The organism is Streptomyces halobius (assembly GCF_023277745.1).
Taxonomy (GTDB): domain Bacteria; phylum Actinomycetota; class Actinomycetes; order Streptomycetales; family Streptomycetaceae; genus Streptomyces; species Streptomyces halobius.
Window position 1 is genome coordinate 272,187 of the sequence record NZ_CP086322.1, and the last position, 25,550, is coordinate 297,736.

General features: G+C 68.5%; 23 protein-coding genes, 3 pseudogenes and 1 riboswitch. Of the genes and pseudogenes, 12 read left to right on the forward strand and 14 right to left on the reverse strand.

All coding sequences use genetic code 11. The features are described from left to right. Nucleotides 1–219: 219 nt before the first annotated feature. The 5 genes from K9S39_RS01130 to K9S39_RS01150 all read left to right on the forward strand — a co-directional run bounded on the left by K9S39_RS01130 (nucleotide 220) and on the right by K9S39_RS01150 (nucleotide 5,259). On the forward strand, nucleotides 220–2,043 hold the full coding sequence (locus K9S39_RS01130) for a reverse transcriptase/maturase family protein (RefSeq protein ID WP_248861435.1): 1,824 nt from the start codon (nucleotides 220–222) through the stop codon (nucleotides 2,041–2,043). Between the two features lie 129 nt (nucleotides 2,044–2,172). Beyond that, on the forward strand, nucleotides 2,173–2,331 hold the full coding sequence (locus tag K9S39_RS01135) for a hypothetical protein (protein ID WP_248861437.1): 159 nt from the start codon (nucleotides 2,173–2,175) through the stop codon (nucleotides 2,329–2,331). Nucleotides 2,332–2,337: 6 nt separating this feature from the next. Then, a complete protein-coding gene (ltrA, locus tag K9S39_RS01140; RefSeq protein ID WP_406707852.1) occupies nucleotides 2,338–3,603 on the forward strand; it encodes a group II intron reverse transcriptase/maturase in 1,266 nt (421 codons plus the stop codon). A gap of 620 nt (nucleotides 3,604–4,223) precedes the next feature. Then, nucleotides 4,224–4,412, forward strand: coding sequence for a hypothetical protein (locus tag K9S39_RS01145; RefSeq protein WP_248861440.1), 189 nt, complete (start codon nucleotides 4,224–4,226; stop codon nucleotides 4,410–4,412). Nucleotides 4,413–4,566: 154 nt separating this feature from the next. Continuing rightward, nucleotides 4,567–5,259 (forward strand): HdeD family acid-resistance protein, encoded by a 693-nt coding sequence (locus K9S39_RS01150; protein ID WP_248861442.1) that lies wholly within the window; start codon nucleotides 4,567–4,569, stop codon nucleotides 5,257–5,259. Here K9S39_RS01150 and K9S39_RS42640 read toward each other — a convergent pair. The 4 genes from K9S39_RS42640 to K9S39_RS01165 form a co-directional block, all read right to left on the reverse strand. Continuing rightward, complete coding sequence (locus K9S39_RS42640) at nucleotides 5,170–5,571, reverse strand: transposase (RefSeq protein ID WP_406707853.1); 402 nt, start codon at nucleotides 5,569–5,571, stop codon at nucleotides 5,170–5,172. The two genes, K9S39_RS01150 and K9S39_RS42640, sit on opposite strands and share 90 nt — an antisense overlap. A gap of 248 nt (nucleotides 5,572–5,819) precedes the next feature. After that, the gene (locus K9S39_RS01155; protein WP_248861443.1) at nucleotides 5,820–6,488 is read right to left on the reverse strand and encodes a cutinase family protein; all 669 of its coding nucleotides are present in this window, start codon (nucleotides 6,486–6,488) and stop codon (nucleotides 5,820–5,822) included. 393 nt (nucleotides 6,489–6,881) lie between these two features. Continuing rightward, on the reverse strand, nucleotides 6,882–7,127 hold the full coding sequence (locus K9S39_RS01160) for a TetR/AcrR family transcriptional regulator C-terminal domain-containing protein (RefSeq protein ID WP_248861445.1): 246 nt from the start codon (nucleotides 7,125–7,127) through the stop codon (nucleotides 6,882–6,884). Nucleotides 7,128–7,236: 109 nt separating this feature from the next. Further along, entirely contained in the window at nucleotides 7,237–8,655 is a 1,419-nt protein-coding gene (locus K9S39_RS01165; protein ID WP_248861446.1) for a hypothetical protein, read from the reverse strand. 272 nt (nucleotides 8,656–8,927) lie between these two features. On the opposite strand from K9S39_RS01165, the pseudogene K9S39_RS01170 reads away from it, so the two are divergent. The 3 genes and pseudogenes from K9S39_RS01170 to K9S39_RS01175 form a co-directional block, all read left to right on the forward strand. Next, a pseudogene (locus tag K9S39_RS01170) lies at nucleotides 8,928–9,812 on the forward strand (IS982 family transposase); the annotation flags it as partial. After that, the gene (locus tag K9S39_RS41885; protein ID WP_283113623.1) at nucleotides 9,792–9,920 is read left to right on the forward strand and encodes a hypothetical protein; all 129 of its coding nucleotides are present in this window, start codon (nucleotides 9,792–9,794) and stop codon (nucleotides 9,918–9,920) included. The pseudogene K9S39_RS01170 and the gene K9S39_RS41885, both read left to right, overlap by 21 nt. A gap of 150 nt (nucleotides 9,921–10,070) precedes the next feature. After that, nucleotides 10,071–10,457 (forward strand): VOC family protein, encoded by a 387-nt coding sequence (locus tag K9S39_RS01175; RefSeq protein WP_248861447.1) that lies wholly within the window; start codon nucleotides 10,071–10,073, stop codon nucleotides 10,455–10,457. 338 nt (nucleotides 10,458–10,795) lie between these two features. On the opposite strand, the gene K9S39_RS01180 is transcribed toward K9S39_RS01175, so the two are convergent. The 6 genes from K9S39_RS01180 to K9S39_RS01205 all read right to left on the reverse strand — a co-directional run bounded on the left by K9S39_RS01180 (nucleotide 10,796) and on the right by K9S39_RS01205 (nucleotide 14,674). Beyond that, on the reverse strand, nucleotides 10,796–11,587 hold the full coding sequence (locus tag K9S39_RS01180; RefSeq protein ID WP_248861448.1) for a hypothetical protein: 792 nt from the start codon (nucleotides 11,585–11,587) through the stop codon (nucleotides 10,796–10,798). 12 nt (nucleotides 11,588–11,599) lie between these two features. Continuing rightward, a complete protein-coding gene (locus tag K9S39_RS01185) occupies nucleotides 11,600–12,178 on the reverse strand; it encodes a sigma-70 family RNA polymerase sigma factor (protein ID WP_248861449.1) in 579 nt (192 codons plus the stop codon). Beyond that, a complete protein-coding gene (locus tag K9S39_RS01190; RefSeq protein WP_248861451.1) occupies nucleotides 12,175–12,384 on the reverse strand; it encodes a hypothetical protein in 210 nt (69 codons plus the stop codon). Before K9S39_RS01190 ends, K9S39_RS01185 begins: the two co-directional genes overlap by 4 nt. 354 nt (nucleotides 12,385–12,738) lie before the next feature. Continuing rightward, nucleotides 12,739–13,398, reverse strand: coding sequence for a chromate resistance protein (locus K9S39_RS01195; protein ID WP_248861452.1), 660 nt, complete (start codon nucleotides 13,396–13,398; stop codon nucleotides 12,739–12,741). A 22-nt stretch (nucleotides 13,399–13,420) separates the two neighbouring features. Beyond that, nucleotides 13,421–13,639, reverse strand: a complete 219-nt coding sequence (locus tag K9S39_RS01200) for a DUF378 domain-containing protein (RefSeq protein WP_248861454.1) — start codon at nucleotides 13,637–13,639, stop codon at nucleotides 13,421–13,423. Nucleotides 13,640–13,687: 48 nt separating this feature from the next. Continuing rightward, nucleotides 13,688–14,674 carry a DUF1259 domain-containing protein gene (locus K9S39_RS01205; protein WP_248861456.1) on the reverse strand — a complete coding sequence of 329 codons (987 nt, stop codon included), beginning with the start codon at nucleotides 14,672–14,674 and terminating at the stop codon, nucleotides 13,688–13,690. Nucleotides 14,675–15,203: 529 nt separating this feature from the next. Between K9S39_RS01205 and K9S39_RS01210 the strand changes: the two genes are divergently transcribed. From K9S39_RS01210 to K9S39_RS01220, 3 genes and pseudogenes are all read left to right on the forward strand, one after another. Beyond that, complete coding sequence (locus K9S39_RS01210; RefSeq protein ID WP_248861457.1) at nucleotides 15,204–15,410, forward strand: hypothetical protein; 207 nt, start codon at nucleotides 15,204–15,206, stop codon at nucleotides 15,408–15,410. 1,478 nt (nucleotides 15,411–16,888) lie between these two features. After that, nucleotides 16,889–18,445 (forward strand): FAD-dependent monooxygenase, encoded by a 1,557-nt coding sequence (locus K9S39_RS01215; protein ID WP_248861458.1) that lies wholly within the window; start codon nucleotides 16,889–16,891, stop codon nucleotides 18,443–18,445. Nucleotides 18,446–18,733: 288 nt separating this feature from the next. Beyond that, nucleotides 18,734–19,094: pseudogene (locus K9S39_RS01220) on the forward strand (transposase); the annotation flags it as partial. On the opposite strand, the gene K9S39_RS01225 reads toward K9S39_RS01220, so the two are convergent. The 4 genes from K9S39_RS01225 to K9S39_RS01240 all read right to left on the reverse strand — a co-directional run bounded on the left by K9S39_RS01225 (nucleotide 19,086) and on the right by K9S39_RS01240 (nucleotide 24,373). Beyond that, the gene (locus K9S39_RS01225; protein ID WP_248861460.1) at nucleotides 19,086–20,903 is read right to left on the reverse strand and encodes an ABC transporter ATP-binding protein; all 1,818 of its coding nucleotides are present in this window, start codon (nucleotides 20,901–20,903) and stop codon (nucleotides 19,086–19,088) included. The pseudogene K9S39_RS01220 and the gene K9S39_RS01225 sit on opposite strands and share 9 nt — an antisense overlap. Next, nucleotides 20,896–21,660 carry an ABC transporter permease gene (locus tag K9S39_RS01230; RefSeq protein WP_248861461.1) on the reverse strand — a complete coding sequence of 255 codons (765 nt, stop codon included), beginning with the start codon at nucleotides 21,658–21,660 and terminating at the stop codon, nucleotides 20,896–20,898. Before K9S39_RS01230 ends, K9S39_RS01225 begins: the two co-directional genes overlap by 8 nt. Nucleotides 21,661–21,746: 86 nt before the next feature. Beyond that, nucleotides 21,747–22,733, reverse strand: coding sequence for an ABC transporter permease (locus K9S39_RS01235; RefSeq protein ID WP_248861462.1), 987 nt, complete (start codon nucleotides 22,731–22,733; stop codon nucleotides 21,747–21,749). Then, nucleotides 22,730–24,373, reverse strand: a complete 1,644-nt coding sequence (locus tag K9S39_RS01240) for an ABC transporter substrate-binding protein (protein ID WP_248861463.1) — start codon at nucleotides 24,371–24,373, stop codon at nucleotides 22,730–22,732. Before K9S39_RS01240 ends, K9S39_RS01235 begins: the two co-directional genes overlap by 4 nt. A gap of 29 nt (nucleotides 24,374–24,402) precedes the next feature. Next, nucleotides 24,403–24,570: riboswitch (cobalamin riboswitch) on the reverse strand. Nucleotides 24,571–25,131: 561 nt separating this feature from the next. Here K9S39_RS01240 and K9S39_RS42645 point away from each other — a divergent pair. Next, nucleotides 25,132–25,549 (forward strand): annotated as a pseudogene (locus K9S39_RS42645) (DUF4158 domain-containing protein); the annotation flags it as partial. Between the last annotated feature and the right edge of the window lies 1 nt (nucleotide 25,550).

The following is a 25,550-nucleotide window of genomic DNA, read 5'->3' on the forward strand; positions in this document are numbered from 1 at the left end:
GCAACGAGCTCACTCAAGGGAACGGACAGGCCGCCTACGTCACGCTCGATACGTCCAATGCAAGAGGAATTCGGGATCACCTAAGGGGCGCGAGCCCTATGGTGACGGAGTGTCAATAGTAGTCGTGGGAGTAACGCCCCACCGAGGAGAGCGGGAGAGCCGCTTACAGGGCCAAGTGGCACAGGTGTCCACGATATCCGGAGAGGCAAGGTACGCGTAATGCAGAGAGCCGAAGCCCTGATGGAGATCATCCACGAACGCGGCAAGAGAGGATTTCCACTGGAGAGACTGTACCGGCACCTGTTCAACCCGGAGTTGTATTTGCGGGCCTACGGCAAGATCTACCGCAACGATGGCTCTATGACACCCGGTTCTAACCAAGAGACCGTGGATGGTATGAGTCTGAAGAAAATTCAGACGATCATCGATGCTTTGCGACATGAGCGGTATCGGTGGACCCCGGTTCGGCGCGTATACATCGAGAAGAAAGGAACACCAGGGAAGCGCCGGCCTCTGGGTCTGCCTTCGTGGTCGGACAAGCTGCTGCAAGAAGTGATCCGCTCTCTGCTGGAGGCGTATTACGAGCCGCAGTTCTCCGATCGGTCCCATGGTTTCAGGCCAGGGAAGGGCTGTCACACAGCACTCGCGGAAGTTTCCGAGTCGTGGGGCGGGGTAACGTGGTTCGTCGAGGGAGACATCTCCCAGTGTTTCGACCGGCTGGATCATGGGGTACTGCGCTCCATCTTAGCCGAAGACATTCACGACAACCGTTTTCTACGGTTGATCGACGGGCTATTCCAGGCTGGATACTTGGAGGAATGGCGCTATCACGAAACACTGAGTGGTGCGCCACAAGGGGGTGTTCTGAGCCCACTGCTCTCCAACATCTACCTGGACCGCTTGGACAAGTACGTCGAGACAACGCTCTTGCCTGTCTTCAACCGGGGCGCCCGACGCAAGCCGTATCTGCCGTACATGCGGATACACAAGGCAGCTTGGAAACTGGAGAAGCGCGGACGGCGGGAGGAAGCACGGCAGTTGCGCCATCAGCTGCAACGACTTCCCTCGCGTGACCCAAACGATTCAGGTTTCCGGCGGCTGCACTACGTCCGCTATGCGGACGATTGGCTGCTCGGATTCTCCGGGACGAGGCAGGAAGCCGAGAACATCAAGGGACTGATCGGGAGATTCCTGCGGAATCATTTGAAGCTGGAACTCTCTGATCGGAAGACCTTGATCACCCATGGGCGGACACGAGCCGCTCGTTTCCTCGGCTACGAGATCGTGGTCCACCACAACGACGCCAAACGCAACCGACACGGCCATAGGTCCATCAACGGACAGATCGGCTTGAAGGTGCCAATGGATGTCGTGCGCGCCAAGCGCAAGCCCTACATGCGACGCGGCAAACCGGCCGCCAAACTGGAACGTGTCCACGACTCGAACTTTCAGATCGTGGCGCGGTACCAGGCGGAGTTCCGGGGAATCGCAGAGTATTACCAGCTGGCCTACAACCGGCACCGCCTCGGCTCGCTGAGGTACGTCATGGAACGGTCTCTGGGCAAGACGCTGGGGCACAAGAACAAGCTCAGCGTCAATAAGATCTGGAACCGTTTCCGGGCGACTTGGCAAACTCCTGGAGGTCCTCGCAGAGGGCTACAGGTCACAGTCGAACGTGCCGGAAAGAGACCGCTGGTCGCCCGTTGGGGCGGGGTACCTCTGGCGCGCAGGACCACGAGGGTAATCCTCAGAGACGAACTCCCGGCTGTATGGAGACAGCGACCAGCGGAGCTCATCGACCGGCTCATGTCCAGTCGCTGCGAGCTCTGCCGAGCGCATACAGACGTCGAAGTGCATCACATTCGACGTTTGGAAGATCTCCCTACCCGGGATCAGGCTGAACAGCCTGAGTGGGCACAGCGGATGGCATCACGTCGCCGCAAGACCCTCGTAGTCTGCCGCGACTGCCACGGTGAAATCCACAATGGACGCACCGACCGGCAGGGCTCGCGGAATTGGGCACTGGAGAGCCGGGTGCGGTGATAAGTCGCATGCCCGGTTCGGGAAGGGGCCGTCGGAAAAGGACCCCGCTGGGGCACCTCGCCGGCGGCCTACTTCACGGGGCCAGCAAGTCAGCAGTAAGGACGCTGGAATGCCAGGAGGTTGACGCCGGTGAATACCGACGAACTGGAGTGGGCCTTGTTGAAGGCCGAACGCCGGGTACTGGAGATCCAGACCAAGCTGCACCGTTGGGCCCGTGATGATCCTCATCGCAGGTTCGACGACCTCTTCAATCTCGTTGCCGATCCCGGCTTCCTGCTGGTGGCCTGAGAGCGGGTGCGGGGCAACAAGGGTGCACGCACGGCCGGGGTGGATGGACGCACGGCGTCATCCATCGCGCTGCGGGTCGGGGTCGAGGAATTCCTCGGCATGCTGCGGTCTCAGATCAAAGACCGCAGCTTCCGGCCCATGCCGGTACGGGAGCGGATGATCCCCAAGACGGGCGGCAAGCTGCGCCGTCTGGGGATCACGACGATCACCGACCGGGTCGTGCAGGCGTCCTTGAAACTGGTGTTAGAGCCGATCTTCGAGGCGGACTTTCTCCCGTGCTCCTACGGGTTCCGCCCGAATCGCCGGACCCATGATGCAGTGGCCGAGGTGCGCCTGCTCACGTCCAAGAAATACGAATGGATCGTGGAAGGCGACATCAAAGCCTGCTTCGATGAAATCTCGCACACCGCCCTTATGGATCGGGTGCGGGCCCGAGTCGGAGACAAGCGTGTCCTGGCCCTGGTGAAGGCGTTCCTCAAGGCGGGCATCCTCAACGAGGACGGCCAGCTGCGGGACAACGACACCGGCACCCCGCAGGGTTCGATCCTGTCGCCGTTGCTCAGCAACGTGGCTCTCTCGGTCCTGGACGAGCACATCGCCCAGACTCCCGGAGGCCCCGGAACTGATCGCAACGAGCGCCAGAGGCGTCGACGCCGAGGTCTGCCCAACTTCCGGCTGGTCCGGTATGCAGACGATTGGTGCCTGATGGTCCACGGCACCAAGGCAGACGCCGAAGCATTACGCGACCAGATCGCAGAGGCCCTCTCCACGATTAGCCTGCGCCTGTCGCAGGAGAAGACCCTGATCACCCACATCGAGCAGGGCCTGGACTTCCTCGGATGGCACATCCAGCGCCACCGCAAACCAGGCACTAACCGGCACTACGTCTACACCTATCCGGCCAAGAAGGCCCTGTGGGCCATCATGGCCAAGGTCAAGACGCTCTGCCGAGAGGTCGGTACGAACCAGCCGCTCGACGCCCTGCTCGCCCGGATCAATCCGGCAGTGCGGGGCTGGTGTGCCTACTTCCGGCCCGGGGTGTCCTTCGCGACCTTCTCCTACCTGCGCCACTACCTGTGGCACGCGGTCTGGCGATGGGTACAGCGCAAGCACCCCAAGACGGGCCGGAGGAAGATCTTCCGCCGCTACTGCGGCCGTAGATCGTGGTGGGCCAGCGAGAACAGGGAGTTGTTCAACCCGATCACGGTAGGCACCACTCGCTACCGCTACCGGGGCCCGACGATTCCCACTCCCTGGGACGCCGCGGGATGAGGACAACTGACGGGTCCCATCGGGGCTTGTGGAGAGCCGGGTGCGGTGCCAAGTCGCATGCCCGATTCGGGAAGCGGCTCCGGGGAAACGGACCGGTCGAAAGACCGGCACCGCGCCCCGGGCCGACTTCACCACAGGGCGAGTCCGCGGTTCGTGTCCTAAATGACGGACAGATGACACGGAACCGCGGAATATGACATCGGAACGCGGAACCTACACATCAGCGCGCGGCCGCCTTGTTCGGAACCGGCAGCAAGCGTTATCCAGGGTTGTCAATCAAATCTGCAGGCAGCCGGTTTGTACGTGGGTGGGGAGTAAGTCAAGTTCGTCTCTTCATGGGCGAGTTCGGCGCCGTGTGACCGTGCAGCGCCGAACGGGCGATTGACCTGTTTTCCACGTGGGCACAGCGCCAGGGGTTCCGCGAGTACATCGCCGGGCTCGTCATCGGCGCGCTCAGCCTCGCCTGGCTCGTCGGCATCACCCCGGACAGCTCCTACACCCTAGGCCTGCTGCCGGGCCTGTCCTGCTGCCCACCGGCACGTCCTTCGTCTTCTCCGGCACGGCCGTCCTGACCACCACGAACGTCCCCCCGCACCAGGCCGGCCTGGTGCGGGGGCGTGATGAACACCGCGATGGAACCGGGGTCCACCGTCGGACTGGCCGCCCTGATGGCCGTCGCGGCCACCCAGACCGACGTGGTCGTCGGCTACGCGTGGGCCTTCGGCGCGGGCGCCCTCGTCCACCTCGTCGCCGCCATCGTCGCCGTCACCGTGACCCGCTCTGGTGGCCGCCCCTCGCCGCCCGTGTGAACCTGGACGTGGGGTGGGGCAAGGGGCGACGGGGTTGGGGGCGACCGGCTCTGGCGCCTCGACCAGGTCGGGGCGCGCACCAGTCCCCGGGACTGGCCCGGGGCAGCCTCCGGGACCAGCCCGGGGGGACTCTCTGCCCAGGGAGGCGGAAGCGATGAGTTTTTCCTCAAACGATCCGCAGGCCGCACGAGCGCACGGCGGGGTTCCGCACGGCGGGCTTCCGCTCGGTGATCTCCCGAGCGGTCTGCGCCTCCTGGCGAACGCCGGCTGGCAGATCCTGCTGAGCACGGGCGTGGCCTCGATCGCACTGGGCGTCGTCGTCCTGGCGTGGCCGGGAGCCACGTTGACCGTGGTCGGCGTGCTCTTCGGCATCTACCTGCTGGCCATTGGCTTCTTCCAGCTCGCGGGGGCGTTCGGCGCCCATGTTCCGGGTCACTTGCGCGTCCTGGGGTTCGTCAGCGGCGCGCTGTGCGTGCTGCTCGGCCTCGTCGCCTTCCGCGGCCCGGCCCAGTCGCTGCTGCTGCTCGCGCTCTGGATTGGGTTCGGTTGGGTACTGCGCGGGAGCATGATGACGGCGATGGCGCTGTCCGTCCGGCACCTGCCCGCCCGTGGCTGGCAGATCTTCCTGGGCGTGGTCAACCTCCTGGCCGGGATCGTGCTGGTCGTCTCGCCGTTTGAGTCGATCGGCATCCTCACCCTGGTCGCCGGGATCGTGCTGATCGTCATGGGTGTCATCGAAGTGATCCACGGCATCCAGCTACGCATCGGCCTCAAGAAGTTCCACATGCTCCGCGCGCCGGCCGCGTCGAGCGACGCCCCCGACGACGCCCCCGGCGCCCCCCTTTGAGGCACGTTTGGCACGTGGGGAAGCCGAGCGGCAGCGGGCCGAAGAGTTCAGCTCGTCCTGCTCGGCGGTGGCCGGCCGGTCGTCGCGCTCGCCACGGTCGGCCTCGGCCTGGCGGACCCAGCCGCGCAGGGCCTCCTTGTGGATGCCCAGGTCCTTCGCGAGGTGCGCGATGGGGCGGCCGGTGGCACGCTGGTAGGCAGCTACAGGTTCACGGCTGCTCGCGCGCCCGCCCCATCGCCAGCCCACGGGCCCCGTGCGCCGCACGGGTGACGCGTACCACGTGTCACCCCCACCTCCGCGCCACTCGAACATTTGCGCATGTTCTTGGGGTGTGGCCGATACGAAGCAGACCTTTCTTTTTCCAGACGACCTGCTGGAAGCGCATCGGTTCGGGGACGAAGTCGGCCTGGGCCTGACCGGAACCACGCAGTGACCGGAACGACGCCGGCCGTGCGCGACAAGGAGCAGGAACACCATCTGTCAGCGGCCGGTTGCGCCCGGCCGCTGATAGATGGTGAAGGACGTTCGGTTACGTTCCCCGGCCGACGAGCTTTCCGTGGTTACCAGGAGGCGGGATACCAGGCGCCGTTGTACCACTGCTCGTTGGCGCTGTCGTTGTGGTGATCCATGTTGAAGTCGTGGGGGTAGTTCTTGATGTGGTTGTCCGGGTAGGTCCAGATCCCTGCGGACTCGTCGCAGACGTAGTCCCAGTGGCAGATCGTCTTGACGGGCACGTTGCCGAAGTACCGGTCAGCACCGGCGAGCGGGGCGCCGACGACACCGCCGAACGGTACGGCTCCGCCGTCGGCACCGGGATTGCCCTGGCGCTTGGGGTCCGCGATGAGAATGGCGTTGACGTTGCCGAACGTCTGCCAGTTCTCGGTGACCCAGATATGCACCACTGCGGCGCCCAAAGAGTACCCGCCCATCTTGACGTGCTGGTTCGGGCACGCGGCACGCTGGTTGCGGACCAGGCGGTTCAGCTCATTGACACCTGCCCGGGCGCTCGCACCGTTGGGAATCTGGGTGGGGTACCCGACGTGCTGCTGGATGTTGCCGGTGAAGCCGTCGTTGTCCCAGCTGCTGCCCGTGCCCCCGACAACGATCGTGTAGGTGCCCTCGCACGGAGCTGCTGCTGCTGCTGCTTGTGCTGTGGCCCCCTGTGCCACCGAGAACCCGGCTGTCAGCAGAAGACTGACTAACGCGGCCGCGATGCTGCTTGTTCGCATTCCATCCTCCCCAGGTAGTTGGCCCAGAAGGCCGATGAAGATCTTGCTCGGGCCACCCGAGTCGCCCCGCTTCGCCCGCAAAAGTCAATCGGGGCAATCCACTGCAAGTCGACCGCGTTTTCAAGATCTTCATCGGACTTCCAGGCGTGCCTTCCGACGCGGTATGCGGTCGGCCAAGGTCACCGGGAGACCGTAACGGCGGTCGATGAAATCCTGATGAAACCTGGCCCCGGCCTACCCCGAACTGCTCCAGTGGACGGACCGCACTGAGCGCAAGCCGCTGGATGAGCAGCACTACGGCGATGCCACCTACGTGAGGCAGAGCTGTCCGCCGCCTACACCGACGGTGCCGGACGGAACAATTGCCAAGAGTTGTGGATGAGTTGATGGTCTTCAGTGCCGGGGCTCTGCGGGTGGAGGGCTCAACGGTATGCGGCGAGGAAGGCGCGGGTGGCCGCGGTGGCACGGGCTCTGATGTCCCGCGGGTTCAGGGGGTGGGGTGTCGGCGACGAGGAGGGCCTGGTTCACGGGTGTCCACAGGGCGAGACCGGCGAAGTGGTCGGCTGCGGTGTGCGGGTCGTCGGCGCGCAGCAAGCCGCGTTCGGTGAGTTGACGGAAGTCGGCGGCCAGGGCGTCCAAGCCGCCTGGAATCCCTGAGACGAGTGATTTTCGAATGTGACGGCGTGTTGAGGTTCGGTTGACAAGGGTTCCGCTCAGGGCGGACGGCTGTGGTCTGTCTCTGTCTCTGTCACTGGCGGCGCTTCGCGGTGAGTACCGCTTTGAGGACTCGGATGGCTGCCGCGGCCTTGCGTGCTTTCGAGGGTTTGCGGATGGTGCCGAATCCCGTGGGCGGCAGGGTGTCGAAGCGGTGCAGTAGTCGTTGGAAGCTGTCGATCTGGCGGTGCATAGCGCCGAGGTCCACCAGATCGCCGGTGCGTTCGGCCAGGAGGTATTGCGGGGAGGTGACGAGTGCGACGCCCGGGATGCCTTGGTCGTAGAGGGGCTCGCCCTCGCCGAAATGGATCAGGGGTCCGGGGGCTGCGATCTGGACCGCGCCGGGAGTGGCACCGGACCATTCGGCCGCGACGATCTCGCGGAGCTCGCGCGTCGTGGCGTACAGCAGTTCTGGTTCCAACCGGCCTGTGTCCTGGCAGGTTCCGGTGTGCGGGTCGTCGCGGTGCTCGCGAGCGCCGAGGTGTTCCATGGCCAGCCCGGCGACCGCGCGGGCCTGGCCGGGGGCACCGGCCCACAGCTCGGGGTGGGCGGCCATCCATGCCGTGGTCGCCTGCCCCTTCCCGGTCATGGCCGGGATGCGCAAGTGCCCGGTGGTCATGACGAAGACGACCGTACGGCGGGGGCGACGGCGGACGGTCACCTCGGCCAGGGCCAGAAGAGCGATGTGCCCGTTCTCCTCGACGGCGTTCGTACCGTCGCTATGGGTGATGACGAGAATCGTCTCGTCCCGGGTCTCGCCCTCGGCAACGGCCCAGATCGTGTCTGTCTCACAGCCGGGCGTCAGTTCGGCGTCCAGGACGAGAGTCGCCTGCGCGCCGGAGCGCGCGGCCCGCACCACATGCTCGCCGGCATCACCTGCCACCCACAGCGCGGGGATGTTCTGATCGGGCAGAGTGAACGGCACGTACTGGCCCCGCGCGTTCTCCGCGGACATGCCTTTCCACACCGCGATCACGCCAGAGACCCCAGCTTTACGGGCCGCCTTGAGGCTGGGTCCGAACAGCGAAGCGGACAACACCGGATGGAGCAGGGGTGGCAGGTCCGGGCCTTCGCCCCAGGAACCGAACAAGATGTCCGAGCAGACCGCAACGTGGGGAACCTCGATGACCGCGATGGCGTTCCGTGCCCGCTTCCAGTCCGGCCGGATCCCGGCGAGATGACGCAACGGACGGGAGATCCCGGCCGGTCCAGTGGTACCGGAGTACGGGTAGGCCGAGGCGACCCGCAGTTCCCGGCCCGCGACCTCCAGCCGCACACGGCCCGCATCGCCGGGTACCTCCCACCGGGTGAACCGCCGGGTGTCGCGACGGACTGCCAAGCCCATGCCGGTGAGCTTCGCAGCGACGTCCTCGACCAGGGCACGGTGCGCCACGGAGCCGGTGAGCCGCGGCCCCAGCATTTCCAACAGCCGCACTTCATCCTCAAGCGACACCGGCTGTGCTTCCACGGCAATCCTCCGGGCAAGAGAACATCTGGGGCTCCAGACCGCCTACGCGCGGCAGGCCCATCCTCACGCCACAATGCACAGCACGCACACCGCCAGCAGCCCGGACAGCCCAACACACCTGCTGCCCGCGTCGTCTGCTGGAGACCCAAGCCGCTGATCATGCGCTGCCCGCCGCTGGCCGAGACGCCGAACGTCGCCATCGGTGCCGTTAGATCATATGCGTCCGGCAATGAGGAAAGGACGGCCGAGATCGTTCTGTGACAAATGATCTGGACACTCTGCTGACGGCACTGTACGTGAAGATCGACGACGAGATCGGGAGTGACCGATGGCCGGGCAGGCCCCCGCAATCGACCGACTCCGAACTGGTGTGACTGGCAGTGGCGCAAGCGATGCTGGGCTTCAGCTCTGAGGCCCGCTGGCTGCGGTCGCCTCGAAGAACCTGACGCCGATATTCCCGTATCTGCCCCAGCGGTCCGGGTACAACAAGCGGCTGCGGGCTGCGTTGCCGCTGGTCAAGAGGGCGATACGGATGCTCGCCGCCGACACGGACTTCTGGTCCGACAATCACTGGATCGTCGACTCCACGCCGGTGCCGTGCGGCATGTCGCGGCCCACGGTGAAGCGGTAGGAACTGGCCGGCTGGGCCGGATACCGGTACTGCGCCTCCCGCTCCCGCTACTTCCGGGGCTTGCGCCTGTATCTGGTCTGCACCCCGGCCGGGATGCCGATCCTGTGGTCCCTGGCCAACCCGAAGATGGACGAGCGCGGAGTCCTGCAGGCCGCGCTCGACGTCGAGGCCGGACTCGTCGCCGACCGGTCCGGCTTGCTCGTCATCAGCGACAGGGGGCTTCCCCTCCAAGGAATTCGAGAACGACCTCGCCCTGCGGGGCGCCGAGCTGCTGCGGCCGTCGTTCAAACGGGAAAAGAAGCGCAGGGGCAAGGGGCTGCTGAAGTCGGTACGCCAGCTGATCGAATCGGTCAACGGCACGTTGAAGGGACAGTTGGACCTGGAGCAGCACGGCGGACGCAGATTCGAGGGCGTCGCCGTCCGCGTCGCCTAGCGCATCCTCGCCCTCGCCACCGCGATCTGGCACAACCACAAGACCGGCGCACCGACCATGCGATCCCTGATCGCCTATCGGACCGCCCATATCGGACACCTCTGGATCGACAGCATCGCCATCTCCGACACCGTCGACGGCATCAACAACATGCTTCGCATCTACTGTGCGGACAACGACAGTTGACCGTCACCGATCCCGGGGCGGACGGTCGGTGGCCCCTCCGAAAGCAGACAGCCGAAACCCGGAGACCAATCGCAGCAGGCGGGCAAACGTGCTGATCAGATCCCATATCTAGGGCCGGCTCCGTCCTATTTCCTCAATACTGTCCTGCCCATGAGCCATGAAGTCACGTCAGCATCCACATTCCGCTACTCGGCAGTCACATTCGACTGCCCGGACCCCGCCGAGCTGGCCCGCTTCTACGGCGAGGCCCTCGGCCTGCCCGTCGCCTTCTCCACAGACGACTTCGTCCTCCTCGGCCGGAACGGCGCGGCCGGACTGGGATTCAACCGGCTCACCGACTACCGCCGTCCCACCTGGCCGGACCCTTCCCAGGGGAAGCAGGCCCACATAGAACTGGGCGTCGACGACTTGGACGCCGCCCAAGCCCGTCTGCTCACCCTGGGGGCCGTCAGACCCGGATTCCAGCCGGACCCCGACCGGTGGCGGGTCCTGCTAGACCCCGCAGGCCACCCGTTCTGCATCTCCACCCTGGTCTAACCCAGACCGGCAGCGTCCCGCCTGCACACCCCCTCACACGTGCTCTTGCTCGCCACCTCCCCCACACGGTTCAAGACCAGTGAGTGGCGCGAGGAGTATCACTGGCGAGATTCAAACGATTCCCGTCACTGTCGAGGACGCAACGCGCGAAGGAGTGCGCATGCAGCAGCTCGGGCCGGTGGGCGGGCTGCCTCGGCGCCGAGCTGGGAGAGCTTGCCCTCGGCCCCCGGGGAAACTGGTGTGAAGCTTCTCCAACTCGCCCAGCCACCCCTCTCGTCCGGCGTCCACGATTCTCGGCCGAAGATCGCACAGCTCGGGGTAGGCCTCCTCGCGCAGGTTCAAGGTGTCCGGCACTCCTGGAGCTGTACTGCGAGGGCGAGATCGGGCCATGGCAAGGCGTCTACGTCGACGCTTGTAAGGCCTTGGACAGCGGCTGTCAGGGGCCCGGAGAGTGTTCCTGCGTGCGCGTAGAAGGTTTCCATGGTCCAGCACTCGGTGGTGCTGGTGCCCCAGCGTCGCAGGATCTGCAGGGCACGCAGGAGCATGACGGAGGTCAGCGGCTCGGGGTCTGAGTCCCGGGCTGAAGGAGGTGTCCGGTTGTACGGACCAGCTTCGCCCGAGTCCAGCTCGGTTGCCTGACGGGCCCAGTGCCGGGCCTGGCGCAGCTCACCGCGGGTGAGGTAGAGGAGGTGCAGGCATTCGGCAGAGGCAGACTTGTCGGCTCCTGCGGCGAACTGCCACAGGAACTCGGCCAGCTCGTCACGGTCGGCCAGGTACAGCAGGCAGGCAAAGGCCATGGCGCTGTCGGGGTCGATCTGGTGCGTGGTGGCGAGGCTGATGATGTGCTGGGAGGTACGGGGGCTGCGGACGGTCCAGGCCGACAGGGCCCGCAGCTGGCGGGCTGCCCGTTCCCGGCGTGGTGCCGGGGCGGGTTGTCCCGGTGTGGTGAAAGGCGGTGGGAGGGTGGCGGGCTGCGGGTAGCCAGCCGCGGCAGTTCCGCACCGTACCGCGTTGGCGAAGTCTTCCTCCAGCTGGCGGCGAGATGCTCTTTCCTCTGCCCAGCCGAGATCGTCATCAGGAAAGGCGCAGGCATCGTGCAGGAGGTCATCCAGGGTGCGCGGCGGCTGCATGGGCGGAACTCCTCAGTCCTGGTCGGGTTGCAGGCCCAGTTCGCAAGCGATGCGGTTGCGGGCGTGGAGGCGGTGGGAGCGGACCGTGGCGTCGGTGATTCCCATGATGCTGGCGGTCTTGGCCGTACTGCAGTCGAGGACGTAGTGCAGCACCATCACGTCGAACTGTCGTCCGGGCAGGCGGGCGATCGCCGGGTACAGCCCGATACTGCTCTCCATGGCGGCGAATTCGTCCCGTGCGTCCTCCAGTACTGCGCGGGCGACTCGGTGGAAGACTGCGGTCTCCGCCATGGCGGAGTCCCGGCCCTGGGCGATGAGGACTTCGTCGACGGCCTCTTTCAAGTGTGCCCAGGCGCTGGCGGCGGGGCTGGCCTCTTCCATCAGGCGGGCCCAGCCCTGCAGGAGGTTGAGGAACACGGTGTGGACGACGCGGCCGGCGAGCCGCTCGTCGCCTAGATGAAGTTCCGCGTACTGGCGGTAGGCCCGCTTGAAGCGGTCATGAAATCCCCAGAAGGCCACGGGGATCCGTTGTGGCTCGCGCACGCTTGGGCTCGGCGCCGTCCGGTCTGGCCTTTCCTGTTCCTCGCTCATGCTCCCTCCCCCTCATCGGCCGGCAGGAGGAGCGCTACCTCAAGGTGCTGGCAGGACGGGCCGACGGTTGGCCGGTGGCCGGCCAGCGAGGCGGCCCCCACCCTGACACCTGCCGCGAGCCCCCGCCTTGCCAGACGCATAGCGTCGGGGGCGAAGACGCGCACAGCGGTGGCTATCACCAGCACGCTGATGAGCAGATCGGACACGAGTGATTCCTTCCCTTGGTCGGCACTGAGCTCGGCCCCCTTGAGCTCCAACTGAGCTGTGTGCCGGGTGACTTCACGGCCTCGAAGAACAGCTAAGCGAACCGGGGTGGGGAAACGTGGAGGTCGCCGGCGACGGATTTCGATCGGCCGCAACGGCTGCGCTTCACACACATCTCCTACTGACCGGTAGACGTACAGCGGACGTGCGGCCACCCATTGTGACCAGTGGGATTGGGGCGCCGGGCACGCCTGCCTCGGAGCGCCCGACGACTTAGTGACCTGCGTCACACTACTACCGATACGGCGTTCCCACAGCGAAGCCGCCAGGCCCTGGTTGGCGCGATGCAGCCATGTCTATCCGACAAGCCTTCCCCGACGGCGTTGGTGAGGAGGAGTCAGTGAACGAACTTCAGTTCGGCCGACGGCTCTGCCGCCCCGGTCTTGGTGGTCAGGCGGGTTCGCGTCCCAGCAGGTGGGCGCGCGGCGGATCAGCCAGGCGCAGGCGGCGCGGTCGATGTGGATGCCGGCACAAGTGGTCCACTCCTTTGGAGGCACTCTCCTCGGGATCGTCGCTGTGGTGGTCGGGGTGCAGGGCGGCCACGGCGGTCTCGGCGGCACGCCGCTGAGGCGGAAGTAGTCACGGCGGTGGATACGGCGCAACTCGGCGCGCAGCCTGCGCAACACCCCCCTGCGGGTGGCCTCGTCGGCGGTGCGGGCCTGCTCAGCCTCGCCGAGCACCTGCTGGTATTCGGCCGCGCGGGCATCGGCCATGCCCTCGGCGAGGGAGCGTTCCTGGGCGGCACTGGCAGGCTGGGCGAGCCACGCGGTGGCGGTGCCGCCCGCATCCAGGACCTCATCCGCGATCCATTCCAGGTGCTCGCGGGTGCGGGCGTCGGCGGGCAGCGCGACCAGGCCGTCGGAGAGCTGGGCGATACCGAGCCGCTTGAGCTTGCGCCAGATGGTGATGCGCGGGGTGGGGGCTCGCGGGGGATGCGGTAGCTCAGCAGCACCCACTGACCGCCCACCCCGCGCGCGGTCACGGGCTGCTGTCCCGCGGCCCCAGGCCGGCCACGCGAGCGATCCAGTACAGCCCGGACAGGGCGATCAGCACGAACACCGCGTCGTCGAGCGGGTCGGCGATCGGCTCCAGGGCGCGGTCCAGGACGTTGACGTCGGTGACGAACGCGCCCCAGGCGAACGCGCCGATCAGCAGCAGCACAAAGGCCACCCAGTCCAGGGCATTACGCGGTCGCATACGGACAAGACTCCTTCACTACAGGGGCGGCCAAGGTGGCGGGGTGGGTCAGCCGGCGGGGGTGACGGAAGTCTGGGCGACGGCCTTGTTCAGGGTGCGGGCCAGGTCGACGGCGTCGTCGTGGGCCCAGAAGTGCATGTAGAACAGGCGGGGGTTGTCGTTCAGGCCGTGGTTGTGGAGCTCGACGATGTCGATGCCGCCGCCGCGCAGCGCCTTGATCACTTTCTGGACCTCATCGGCGGTCATGGCGAAGTCGCCGTTGATCACAGCTTTCCCGTCGCCGGTGGCCTGGAAGCCGATCGCGGTGGTCACCCCCATGGCGGGCGGGAGCGCCTTGCCGTGGTCGGTGATCTTCTCGTCGCGGGCGAAGGAGAACTTGTGGATCCCGCCGTCGTTCTTGCCCGGTGTGCCCATGGCCTGGTCGATGGCCTTGGTGTCCAGGTCCGGCTTCTCGCCGGACGGGGCTGCGGGCGGCGGTGTGGCGGTGGTGTTCAGTGCGGCCCGGAGGCCGCGGGCGATCTTGGTGGCGTCCTTGTCCTGGGCGTGGAAGTGGGTCCACCACACCTGTGGGGAGTGCTCCAGAAGGTGTTTGTGGACCGCGGTCTGGGCGATGCCGGCCTTCTGCAGGGCATCGGTGACTTTGGGCAGCTCCTGCTCGGTCACCACCAGGTCGCCCATGGCCAGGGTGGTGCCGTCGCCGTAGCGGGCGAAGGCCGCGTACGAACCCAGCGACAGGCCCGCCTTGACCGTGACGCCCTTGGAGGTGACCTTCAGGTCGCTGCGCGGGAAACCGGTCCGGTACGCGGTGCCGCCCGACAGCTTGCCCTTCCGGCCCAGCGCCTGGGCCACGTCCTTCCAGTCCTCCGGTTTGGTCGGCACCGGCTCCATGGCCTTGTGCGTCGCGGAGGCGTTCGCCGCACCGCCTGCGTCCTGTTTGTTGTCCGCGGCCCCGTCGCCGTCGGCGGCGCAGGCCCCCGCCAGCAGCACGGCAGCCGCCGTCACGGCACCCAGCCGCAGCGTCCTCGTAGAGATCATCAGCGCTCCCTGGCTCTCGTCTCCAGTAGATGCAACATGGTTACGCTGCCCGGCCGGGGCGTGACAACCAGACCCGCCCCGCCGCGGCCACCCGCACACGGCCGCAACCGGTGAGCGCCAAAACACGAACAGCACGCCCTGCTCAGGGCACCGCCTGCACACCCCCGGACTCCCGTCTGCGCTGAAGTACTCCATGAGACGAAGCGTTGAGATCACGACCGGCGTAGCAGGTTCAGCGCCCAGGTCAGAGCATCCCGCTGCTGAAGGATTGGCCGGTGCTCGGCAATGCCCCCGACAGGGGAACAACGGTTCACTTACCCCGGCATAAGTATGACCGGCTCCCGGATACGCCAGAAACGTGCCGTAGGGCCGTCGACCGAATCGCCCGTTCGGATGATCTTCGTATGAGTCGCGGCGGGACTCCGGGAGGGCCCGTCCCTGGTCACGGGCGTGTGACGCGCCTGTCGGCGGCTGCCGCGTGCGCTGCGCTCAGGCTGGCATGCGTCGCAGCGGTGGGCACGGTATCCCCATGCATGCGAACACACAGATGGACGGGCCGAAGAAGGGCATTCTGCGAACGTTCACAGTTGGTGCTGCCTTGGCCTTTGCTCTTGCGGCCGGGTCGGCGACGGCCGTGCCGCTCGCCCCGCACGTCACCGCGAAGGCGACGGCTGCCCCGTCCAGCCCCACCGGCGTCTGCATCATGACCCTCTACACCCCGGTCTGCCTGGGGTGACGATGAGGGAACCGGGGCCGCCCTCGGCCTCGCCCCCGACGCGGCCGTCGGCACCGGGACCGACGGCGACCAGCAGGGTGCCGTCGGCCAGGTCGAGCGGCGGCGTGATACGCAGCGAGGTCGTGACTTCCTCAACGGACACATCGAGCGAGCTGGTGGATGAACGAGACGGTCGCAATCTGGCTGCACCCCACCACGTCCAGCAGGGTCGCCGGTACTTCGCTCAACGCCACAGGCCTGGAAGAGGACGCGGCGTAGAAGGCGATCGACGCGGCCACAGGAGACCAGTCTCCCGGTGGCCGACGTACTGCGCTTCGGGACCAGTGGTCTGCTGGACGCCCTGCTCGCCTGAGAGCGCCTTCTGCGGACCCGGATCGTCAGATGGGCCCGCGCCCGGTCAGTTTCATGAAGTCCGACAGAGTCGGCATCTTCACCGTCTTTGCGCCCAACGCCGTGGCGATGGCGTTGAACAGGTCCACCGCTTCCTTCGCCTTGACGTTGCCTCCGCCTTCGCCTCCCCCGCAAGGACGGCTCGCGGCCCTACCAGGAGCTGGAGGACAACAGCGGCGGGGTTCTGGCCCACCCCACCGTCGGACGGCTGCTCAGCGGGCAGACCGGTCGGCCCACCCGCCAGTCCGTCATCGCATTCGGCCGTGCATGCGGGTGCGCGGCGTGCCCCTCAACGCCTGGGAGGAGGCGTGGGACGGGCGGAAGAGCGACGGCTGGGCGGCTCCCACGACGTGATACGACGCCGTCGGAACCACCACCCAGGCCAATCGGGGCCCGGGCGGCGTGGCCGAGTTCTTCTACGCCGATCGCGACCGGCTCCTCGACGGGCAGGAGATCTGGAACTGGACCCAGGGGTAAGAATCTCCTCGACGAGTGCGAGATGCCCCGAATCGACATCTCTGAGTGGGATCCAGGCCATCAGGCCCTGACCGCACGCGAGATGGCGGCCGCCCGCAGCATCAAGCGGCTGCGACGGGGCCATCCTGTCAGGAAGCGGCCCACACTTTCCCGAGCTGCCCCTGTACGGTTCTCGGAATTCTGCTGATACCCCTAAAGGCCCGTGCTGATGTGGCTGGTGGTGCGCTGTGGGTGAGGTGCCTGGCCTGGTGGGGGATTTCCTGGCCGGAGGGAAGTGTCTGCGGCCGTTGCTGTGTTTCGTCGGCTGGCAGGCCGCTGGCGGCCTGCTTGAGCGGGATGACGGCCAGGTGCTGACCGGTGATCGCATCCCCTCGGACACCGCGTCCTGCGGCTCCGTCAAGCGATGCCCATACCGGCGCCGCTTGGCGGTGGCCGCCGGGCGCTTCTCCCGTGCAGGTGGCCGGCGGGGCCGGGTGAGGTAGCCGAGGAGGAGCGCGGACGGCCCGCTTCCCGTTCCTCCTCGCGGGGCCGGTCCCTTGACATCGCGGCGCCTGTTGTGGCTGGTCAGGGCGGTGAAAGCGCCTTTTTGACCCTCGGTCATAGTGGGCGTCATGGACTATGACGTAGTAGTGGCCGGAGGCGGCCCGGTCGGACTGATGCTGGCCTGCGAGCTCCGGCTCGGAGGTGCGCGGGTGGCCGTCCTGGAGCGGCTCGCCGAAGTGGACCCGACGATCAAGGGCGGGGCGATCACCACGCCCAGCGCCGAGGCGCTCTACCGCCGGGGCATGCTGCCCGTGCTGGCCGAGGTGCAGCGGCAGGCGATGGACCGCTTCCAGGCGTTCATGCGCGAGCGGAACGGCGGGGACGGAGGCGGGGCTGCAGGCCAAGGGCTCGGGTTCGTCGGGCACTTCGCCGGGATCATGCTGCGCGCCGACCTGGTCGACCGTACGGAGCCAGGCTTCGGCGACGCCGGACCCGCCGCCGAGATCGGTCTGGTGGCGCAGCAGGACATCGAGCGGCTGCTCGGTGGACGGGCGGACGAGCTCGGCGTCGACGTGCGCCGGGGAGTGGAGCTGACCGGCTTCGACGCGGACGACGGGGCCGTCACCGTGCGGACGAGCGGCGGGGAGATACGCGCCGGCTGGCTCGTGGGCTGCGACGGCGGCCGCAGCACGGTCCGCAAGCTCGCGGGGTTCGAATTTCCCGGTACGGACCCGGAGATCACCTGTCACCAGGCGGTCGTGGAGATGACCGGCGCCGAGGACCTCACGGTCGGCTGGACCGCCACGGATACCGGGGTGTACGCCCACGGGCCGATGCCGGGCCGCGTCGTCACCGTGGAGTTCGACGGCCCGCCGGCCGACCGGGACGCGCCGGTCACCACCGAGGACCTTCAGGCGCGGCTGCGCCGCGTATCCGGCGTGGACGTCACGATCACCGGGGTGCGGACCGCGACCCGCTTCACCGACCACGCCCGCCAGGTCACCGAGTACCGCAAGGGCCGGGTGCTGCTGGCGGGCGACGCGGCGCACGTGCACTCCGCGTTCGGGAGCCAGGGGCTGAGCCTGGGTATCGGGGACGCGATGAACCTCGGCTGGAAGCTCGCCGCGGTGATCGGCGGCCGGGCGCCGGAAGGGCTGCTGGACACGTACACCTCCGAGCGGCACCCGGTCGGCGCGTGGGTCCTGGACTGGACCCGGTCCCAGGTCGCGGCCATGCGCCCGGACCCGCAGTCCCGGGCCCTGCGTGAGATCGTCAGCGACCTGGCGGGGACGGTCGTGGGCACCACGTACCTCACCGCGCGGCTCAACGGTGCCGGGGTGCGGTACGAGCTGCCGGGCGAGCACCCGCTGACCGGCCGCAGCGCCCCGGACCTCGAACTCACCGATGGCGGCCGCCTCGCGGACCACCTCCACGGCGGCCGGGCGCTTCTGCTCGACCTCACCGACGACCCGGAGCTCCGGGCCTTCGCCGCGGGGTACGGCGGCCGCGTCGACACCCTGACGGCCGGCTGCCCGTCCCGCCCGGAACTGGCGGCGGTCCTCGTCCGTCCGGATGGCTTCACAGCCTGGGCGGCCGACGCGGGGGCGCCGACGTCGACGGCCGGGCTGGCGGAGGCGCTGGAGGAGTGGTTCGGAGTGCCGCAGGGAGCGGTGACGCCGGGCTGATCCGCCGCTCCGGGCGGGGCGGGGGCGTGAACTGTGCCCCTGGCCCGCTGTGTTCGTGGTCTTCCACGATGGCTCGGGAATCCGGCCGCCGGGCCATCGTGGGAGCCGCGTCGGGCAGCACCGGCAAGGCCCCCGCACCGGCCGTGGTGCGGGTGCGGACCGGCGCCGCCGATCGGCTTGCCCCGCTTGCGGGCGGACTCGTGACCTTCGAGGGCGCGGTCGCGAACGTACTCGTGTGTGATCGTCCCCAGGCGAATAGCGCAAGGTCGGAATACTGCCTTTTCATACAGCATGGGTGAGCGCGATTACATCGCGCTCCTGGACGGCGTCCACCAGCTGCTCAAGGCTCCCATCGTGCTGGTGTGGGACCGGCTCAACACCCGTATCTCCCGGAGGATGCGGCACCTGATCGCCGAGCGCCAGTGGCTGACGGCGTTTCTGCTGCCCGCATACTCACCTCGGTTGAATCCGGTGGATTGGGCGTGGGCGCACGTAAAGCACAGCCTGGCCACCCTCGCCGTCGTCGTCCCCGACCGCCTGGAGGCGCTCGTCCGCAACCGGCTCAAACGCCTCCAGTACCGGTCCGACGTCCTCGACGGGTTTCATGGCCGGAACCGGCCTCACCCTCGACCTCCCAACATCACCCTGACGAGCCGAAGTCAGTAGGTGTACGGGATCCGGGGCGAAGCCCCGCTACGCGGCGGAGCCGCTTGTCAGCACTGTGGGAAGGGGCTGGCTTGGGATACGCCACGAGCTCGTTCACCGTGCCCTTGGCGAGCACCGCGCCCCGGTCCGCGACCGTGCCGACGACATCGAGGTCGTGGCTGATGAACAGCATCGCCAGACCGAGGTCACGCTGGAGCTCGGCCAGCAGCTCCAGTACGGCCGCCTGGACCGAGACATCGAGGGCGGACGTGATCTCATCACAGATGAGCAGCTCGGGCCGGGCCACCAAGGCGCGGGCGATGGCGACCCGCTGACGTTCTCCGCCGGACAGCTCGCCCGGCAGCCGGGGAGCGACGACCGCGGGCAGGCGCACCCGGTCCAGGATGTCCAGCGCGGCCGCGCCGGCGTCACGGGTACTCAGTCCACGGAGCAGTGTGGCGGGTCGGGCCACCTGCTCTCCCACTGTGCGGGAGGGGTCAAGGGAGTCCGCCGGGTTCTGCGGGACGAGCTGGATGGCCCGCCGCTGCTCCCGGCTGCGTTTGCGTGCCCGCGCGGCGAGCAGGGCAGTACCGAGCCGGATCTCGCCCGCTTCCGGTCGGTGCAGTCCTGCCAGGCAGCGGGCGATGGTGCTCTTGCCGGAGCCGGAGGAGCCGACGAGTGCGAGGCACTCCCCGGCGGCGAGGGTGAACGACACCCCCGCTGCAGTGACCACGGTGTGCCGCCGTCCGCGGTGTACGGCATGCAGGCCGTCGACGGTGAGCACGCTGTGCGCCTCCGGGTCCGGCGCTTCCCGACGCCGTGGAATTGGTTCGGCATGCGGCGGTGCGGTGACGGCCACGTCGTGCCGGTGGCACGCGACCAGGTGACGCTCGGCGAGCGCCACCTCGGTGGGCGCAGCCCCCCTGCACCCGGGCTCGGCGAGCGCGCACCGTGGCGCGAAGCCGCATCCGCTGGTCTGGCGCGCACCGACCGGCGGGACGCCGCCCGGCAGTCCCACGGGCCGGCGGCCGAGCGCCGGGGCAGGCACCGCGGCCAGCAGAGCCGCCGTATAAGGGTGCCGGGGCCGCTTCAGGAGCTCGCCGGTGGGCCCGGTCTCCACCACCTTGCCCGCGTAGAGCACGGCGAGCCGGTCGGCGATGGTGGTGACGGCCGCGATGTCGTGGGTGATGTACACCATGCCGCAGCCGGTGTCCTCCCTCAGCTGCCGGAGCTGGGCCAGGAGCGCGCTGCGGGTGTCGGCGTCGAGTCCGGTGGTCGGCTCGTCGAGCACGAGCAGCCGTGGCTCGTTGACCAGCGCCTGAGCGAGCGTCACCCGCTGCTGCTGGCCCCCGGAGATCTGGTGCGGCCAGCGGCGCAGGAACGGCCGCTCGGACGGCAGACCCGCGCGCTGCATCGCACGGATCCCCAGCTCGTCGGGGGGCGTGGGACCGGGATGGGCGCGGGCCACCTCGGCGATCTGGTCCCCGATGCGCATGGCGGGGTTGAGCGCAAGCGCGGAGTCCTGCGGCACGTATGCCACCAGGTCGCCGCGCAGCCGGCGCCGCTGGGCCTCGGTGCCCTGCAGCATGGCGGCCTCGGCGACCGTGACCCGGCCGCCGGTGATGCGGGTACCGGGAGGGGAGGCACCCAGCAGGGCGAGTGCGAGGGTGGTCTTGCCGGAGCCCGACTCACCCACGACACCGAGCAGTTCGCCTGGGAAGACCGTGAGGCCGACGCCGTCGAGCACCGCTCCTGCGGGTGCTTCGACGCGCAGCCCGCTGACCTCGGCAAGCATGTCGGGAGTGTCACGCATGGCGGCTCCTCGCATGTACGACGGCGTCGGCGGTGACGTTGATCCCGATGGCCAGGACGGCAATGCACCCGGCGGGCACCAGCACCGCCCAGGGCTGCAGCATCAGACCCGACCGGTTCTCCGCGATCATCAACGCCCAGTCGGCGAGCGGCGGCTGCAGGCCAAGGCCGAGAAAGTTCGCGGTGCCGACCAGGCCGATGACCGCCGTGGCCCGTACGCCGATATCGGCCAGCAGCGGGGTCGCGATGTGGGGCAGCACCTCACGACGGGCGATCGTCACCCGGCGTTCCCCGCGCGCGACGGCCGCCTCCACCCAGCCGCGCACCGACACCTCCCAGGCCGCGGCCCGCACGACGCGCGCGACGCTGGGGATGTTGGCCACGGCGGCGGCGACGATCACGACCAGCGTGCCGCGCCCTGTCCCCGTAGCCAGCACCGCGAGCACCAGGAAAGGCGGCAGCGCGATCAGCACGTCCAGCGGGCGGATCAGCACCGCGTCCAACAAGCCCCGGCCCAGCGCGGCGATCAACCCCAGGCCGCCACCGATCAGATACGCCAGGCTCAGCGCCGCTGCCGACAGCAGCAGCATGCTCGTACCACCGGTCAGCACCCGGCTGAGCACGTCCCGTCCGAGGTGGTCCGTCCCCAGCCACATACCGGCCTGTGGCGCGGCGAACGCGCCGCCCACCGGCTCGGTGCCACCGTACGGGGCCAGCAGCGGCCCCAGTGCGGCAACTCCCAGTACCGTGCAGGTCACCAGCGCGCCGAGAACGCCCGCCGGGCCAAGTCTCCGCAGATTCTGCAGTCTTCGCAGAGTCCGCAGTGTTCGCCGGGTCGTCCGCATCAGTGTCCCCCGGTCCGCAGCTTCGGCACCAGGACGATCGCCAGCAGGTCCGCGACCGTGTAGACGAGGATGCCGCACGCCGCCATCGCCGTGGCCAGCGCCTGGACGACGGGCACATCCCGGCTGGAGACGGCCGCGACCAACTCATGGCTGATGCCGGGGTAGGCGAAGACCTGCTCGACGACGACCACTCCGCCGATCAGCCAGGAGATGCTGCCGGCCAGCAGCTGCAGCGCGGGGGTGACCGCGCTCGGCACCACGTACCGTCGCACCAGGCGCCGTTCGGGGATGCCGTGCAGCCTGGCCATGCGTACGTACTCGGCCCGCACCACCTCGCCGGTACGGGCGCGGACCATCCGGATCGACTGCCCCGCCATCACCGTGAGCAGGCTGGCCACCGGCAGGACGAGGGTCTCCGGACGGGCGAGCGGGCTTGTGCCGTCCGGTATCAGCGACACCGGCGGCAGCAGCTTCCAACCGAGCGCGAACACCGCGATCAGGCCGGTCGCCGCGACGAACTCGGGCAGCGACTGCAGCCCGATCGCCACCGCCGAGGTGACGCGGTCCGCGAACCGGCCCTGCCGCAGGCCCGACCACACCCCGAGTCCGATCGCGACCGGCACCAGCAGCACCGCCGCCAGCCCGGCCAGCAGCAGCGTGTTGCCCAGCCGCTGGGCGACGATGTCGGTCACCGGGCGTCCGCTGACCAGGGAGCGCCCCAGGTCGCCGTCGACGATCCCGGCCAGCCAGTCGACGTACCGCTGGGCCCAGGGCCGGTCCAGGCCGAGCTCCGCGCGCAGCGCGGCGATCTGCTCCGGCGTACCGCCCGCCCCACCAGCCGACCGGGCCAGGATCACCTCGGCCGCGTCGCCGGGGAGCAGTTCCGTCCCGGCGAACACCAGCACCGTGGCGGCGCCCGTCACCCCCGCCGCGGCCAGCAGCCGACGGGTGCACGCGGTGAGCAACGGGTGCGCATGGCCGGTCACGCGCCGAGCCAGACATCGCGGTAGCTGCCCCAGCCGTCGGAAGCCGGCGGGGCGCCGCGGACGCCGCCGACCTTGTGGTGTGCACCGTCGATCCACTTCACGAACGAGTGGATGATGTACCCGCCGTCCTGCCACAGCTCCTGCTGCAGATCGGCGTAGCGCTGCGCCCGCAGGCCGGGATCCATGGTGGCGCGCGCGGCGAAGAACCGCTTGTCCCAGTCCCGGCGGCGCCAGCCGGTCTCGTTGCTGTCCGAGGTGGACAGCAACGTCTGCCCGTAGAACCAGTCGAGCGCGTAGTTGCCCCAGCCGCTCTGCGCGAAGGGCTTCTTGGCCCACACCTCCGACCAGTACGAGTCGGCCGGTGACTTCTCCAGCTTGATGGTGATTCCCGCGCGCTTGGCCTGCTCGGCGTAGAGGGTCGCGGCCTCCAGCATGCCGGGGGTGACATCAGAGGTGTGCAGGGTGACGGTCAGCCTTTCCTTGCCGGCCTTACGCAGCAGCGACTTCGCCTTGTCCGGGTCGTAGCGGCGCTGCGGCAGATCGTCGTTGTAGAGCGGAGCGCCCAACCCGTACAGGTCGTTGCCCACGTCGGCGTAGCCGGAGTACGCCGTGTCCACGATCTCCTGGCGGTCCACCGCCAGCTTCAGGGCCTCACGCACATGCGGGTCGGTAAACGGCTTCTGGTCGACCATCATGTTGAAGCTCTGCATACGGCCGACCGGCGACGTCACGACCTGGACCCGGCCCGTCCGCTCCTGAGCCGCGGCCTGCGCCCAGGCCAGCTCGTGCGCGACATCGGCGTCGCCGCCGAGCAGCGCGTTGAGCCGGGTGTCGGCCTTGGTGATGAAGATGATCTCCAGCTCGTCGAGGTAGGGGCGGCCGCTCTCCCAGTAGGAGTCGTTCCGGGTCAGCCGTACCCGGTCCCCCGGGCTCCACCGGTCGAACCGGAACGGGCCGGTGCCGACCGGCGGATGGTCGTTGTCGAACGCAGTCGTGCCGTCCTGGATGACGTAGACGTACCAGCCCGCGAGCAACGAGGGCAGGTCGGCGATGGGCCGGCGCATCGGAACGGCCACGGTGCGCCGGTCCACCTTGCGCAGCCCGTCGACGTCCACCATCGCGAGGTCCTTGGCACCCGTGAAGGAGGACTTCGGGTCGAGCAGATACCTGACGGAGTACATCAGGTCGTCGGCCGACAGCGGCTTGCCGTCGTGCCACTCGACGCCGTCCCGGAGCCTGACGGTCCACAGCGAGCCGTCGGAGTTCGGTTCGATCGACTCCGCGAGCCGGTTGGTGACGGTGAGATCGTCCTTGTACGCGCACAGCTTGTCGAAGAGGTTCTTCATCACGATGCCAGCGCCCCACGACCCGGCGACAAAGGGGTGCAGCGTGTCATCGCTGGAGCTGGCACCCGAGACCACCGCGCGCAGTCGGCCCCCGCGCCGGGGCTCCCCCGCACCGGTGGGCGAGGACTGTCCGGAGGTGCACGCGGTCAGACCACCGCCGAGGACGAGACCGGACGAGGCGACCGCCAGCCCGTGCAGGAACGCGCGCCGGTCGATCTGCCGACCGGTCTGAGGTGCGGGGGAATGTGCAAGTGAACTGGGCAGCGCGAGGCGCGCCCGGGCAGGACCGAACATGGTGGACCCTGTCTCCATCCTCGTGGAACCAACGGGCTTGCACCACGGCCGGTCTCCTGGCTTCCAGCTCACCGCTCCCCCACGCCTTCCCACGCCCTGGGCGCAGTGACACGGATGCAGGGGAGCTCCCTGGTCACAGTGGCGGGACCGCACCGGATTCACACCGGTTTCCCGTAACCGCGGCACGAACAACATAGCCAGCCCAGCCGGTCCATGGGGAGTGTCCGTGCTCACCTGCCCTTGCAGTTTCCGACCAGAGCGGGACAAGCCGGAACCCGGCATCCGCAGCACCACCTCGGCGACGATGGTGTCCAGGCGGGCGGCCGCCCCCGGCCGATCCTCTGCGCCCCCCGAGTGCTCCCGCCCGCTGCAACCGCGCCCATGGCGCATACACCGGTGGCCGGGGCCGAGCCCACCACGCGCGCCCGGCGCCCGGAGCGCGGCAAGTGTCACAGCAGCGCCCCGATGATCCGCAGTCGTACCCGTCGCGAGCGCGACCACGCGGTCGGCGACCTCCCGTACCTCGACCGGTGGAAACCGAGCCCCGGGGACCGCCGACGTCAGCGGCATCCGCCGCTCAGATCCACAGACTCTCAGGGTGGCTGGCAGACGGCCGGCTCGCCCCGATCGCCCGCCGCGGCCTGCTTCCTCGCCTCCGACGTGCGATCGAGGTGGTTCTCGACCACATGCGCCTCGCGCGCATTCCGAGGCGCACAGGACGACCTGACAGCCACCATCGACCGTCTGCGCGAGGCGACCGCGACGCGTACGGCTACCACCCGTACGAGGACGCCGAGTGGGGCCGGCAGTTCCGTACGTTCCTGCATGGAGGGCGTGAACGCATGCCGAGGGGCCGGTGGCCTTGTTCAACCTGGCGGTGGGCCGGCTGCGCCGTCACCGGGTGCTGCTGCCCGGGGGTGAGCTTGCTGGCCCGGCAGGTGGCCGAGGCCAGGGGTTGTCGCGGAGAAGCGGCTGCACGCCACGGTCGCGAAGGCCGCCCGCCGGGCGGACCCGGCACTGCCCGGGGACCTGGTGGCCACGCTGACAACGACGGAGGTCAGGCGGTACTCGGAGCTGGAGCGGCTGCGCCGGCCGCCGACGAAGACGACGGGCACCGCGTTCGCCCGCGCGCTGGAGCCGGTGGATGAGATCCCGGCGTTCCAGCTCGGCCGCCTGG

Excerpts from the sequence above, each read along its gene's own strand:
- K9S39_RS01130 (WP_248861435.1), top strand. The coding sequence starts at position 220 with ATGCAGAGAGCCGAAGCCCTGATGGAGATCATCCACGAACGCGGCAAG.
- K9S39_RS01145 (WP_248861440.1), top strand. The coding sequence starts at position 4,224 with ATGAACACCGCGATGGAACCGGGGTCCACCGTCGGACTGGCCGCCCTG.
- K9S39_RS01150 (WP_248861442.1), top strand. The coding sequence starts at position 4,567 with ATGAGTTTTTCCTCAAACGATCCGCAGGCCGCACGAGCGCACGGCGGG.
- K9S39_RS42640 (WP_406707853.1), bottom strand. The coding sequence starts at position 5,571 with ATGTTCGAGTGGCGCGGAGGTGGGGGTGACACGTGGTACGCGTCACCC.
- K9S39_RS01155 (WP_248861443.1), bottom strand. The coding sequence starts at position 6,488 with ATGCGAACAAGCAGCATCGCGGCCGCGTTAGTCAGTCTTCTGCTGACA.
- K9S39_RS41885 (WP_283113623.1), top strand. The coding sequence starts at position 9,792 with ATGCGATCCCTGATCGCCTATCGGACCGCCCATATCGGACACCTCTGG.
- K9S39_RS01175 (WP_248861447.1), top strand. The coding sequence starts at position 10,071 with ATGAGCCATGAAGTCACGTCAGCATCCACATTCCGCTACTCGGCAGTC.
- K9S39_RS01180 (WP_248861448.1), bottom strand. The coding sequence starts at position 11,587 with ATGCAGCCGCCGCGCACCCTGGATGACCTCCTGCACGATGCCTGCGCC.
- K9S39_RS01185 (WP_248861449.1), bottom strand. The coding sequence starts at position 12,178 with ATGAGCGAGGAACAGGAAAGGCCAGACCGGACGGCGCCGAGCCCAAGC.
- K9S39_RS01200 (WP_248861454.1), bottom strand. The coding sequence starts at position 13,639 with ATGCGACCGCGTAATGCCCTGGACTGGGTGGCCTTTGTGCTGCTGCTG.
- K9S39_RS01205 (WP_248861456.1), bottom strand. The coding sequence starts at position 14,674 with ATGATCTCTACGAGGACGCTGCGGCTGGGTGCCGTGACGGCGGCTGCC.
- K9S39_RS01210 (WP_248861457.1), top strand. The coding sequence starts at position 15,204 with ATGCATGCGAACACACAGATGGACGGGCCGAAGAAGGGCATTCTGCGA.
- K9S39_RS01215 (WP_248861458.1), top strand. The coding sequence starts at position 16,889 with ATGGACTATGACGTAGTAGTGGCCGGAGGCGGCCCGGTCGGACTGATG.
- K9S39_RS01225 (WP_248861460.1), bottom strand. The coding sequence starts at position 20,903 with ATGCGTGACACTCCCGACATGCTTGCCGAGGTCAGCGGGCTGCGCGTC.
- K9S39_RS01240 (WP_248861463.1), bottom strand. The coding sequence starts at position 24,373 with ATGTTCGGTCCTGCCCGGGCGCGCCTCGCGCTGCCCAGTTCACTTGCA.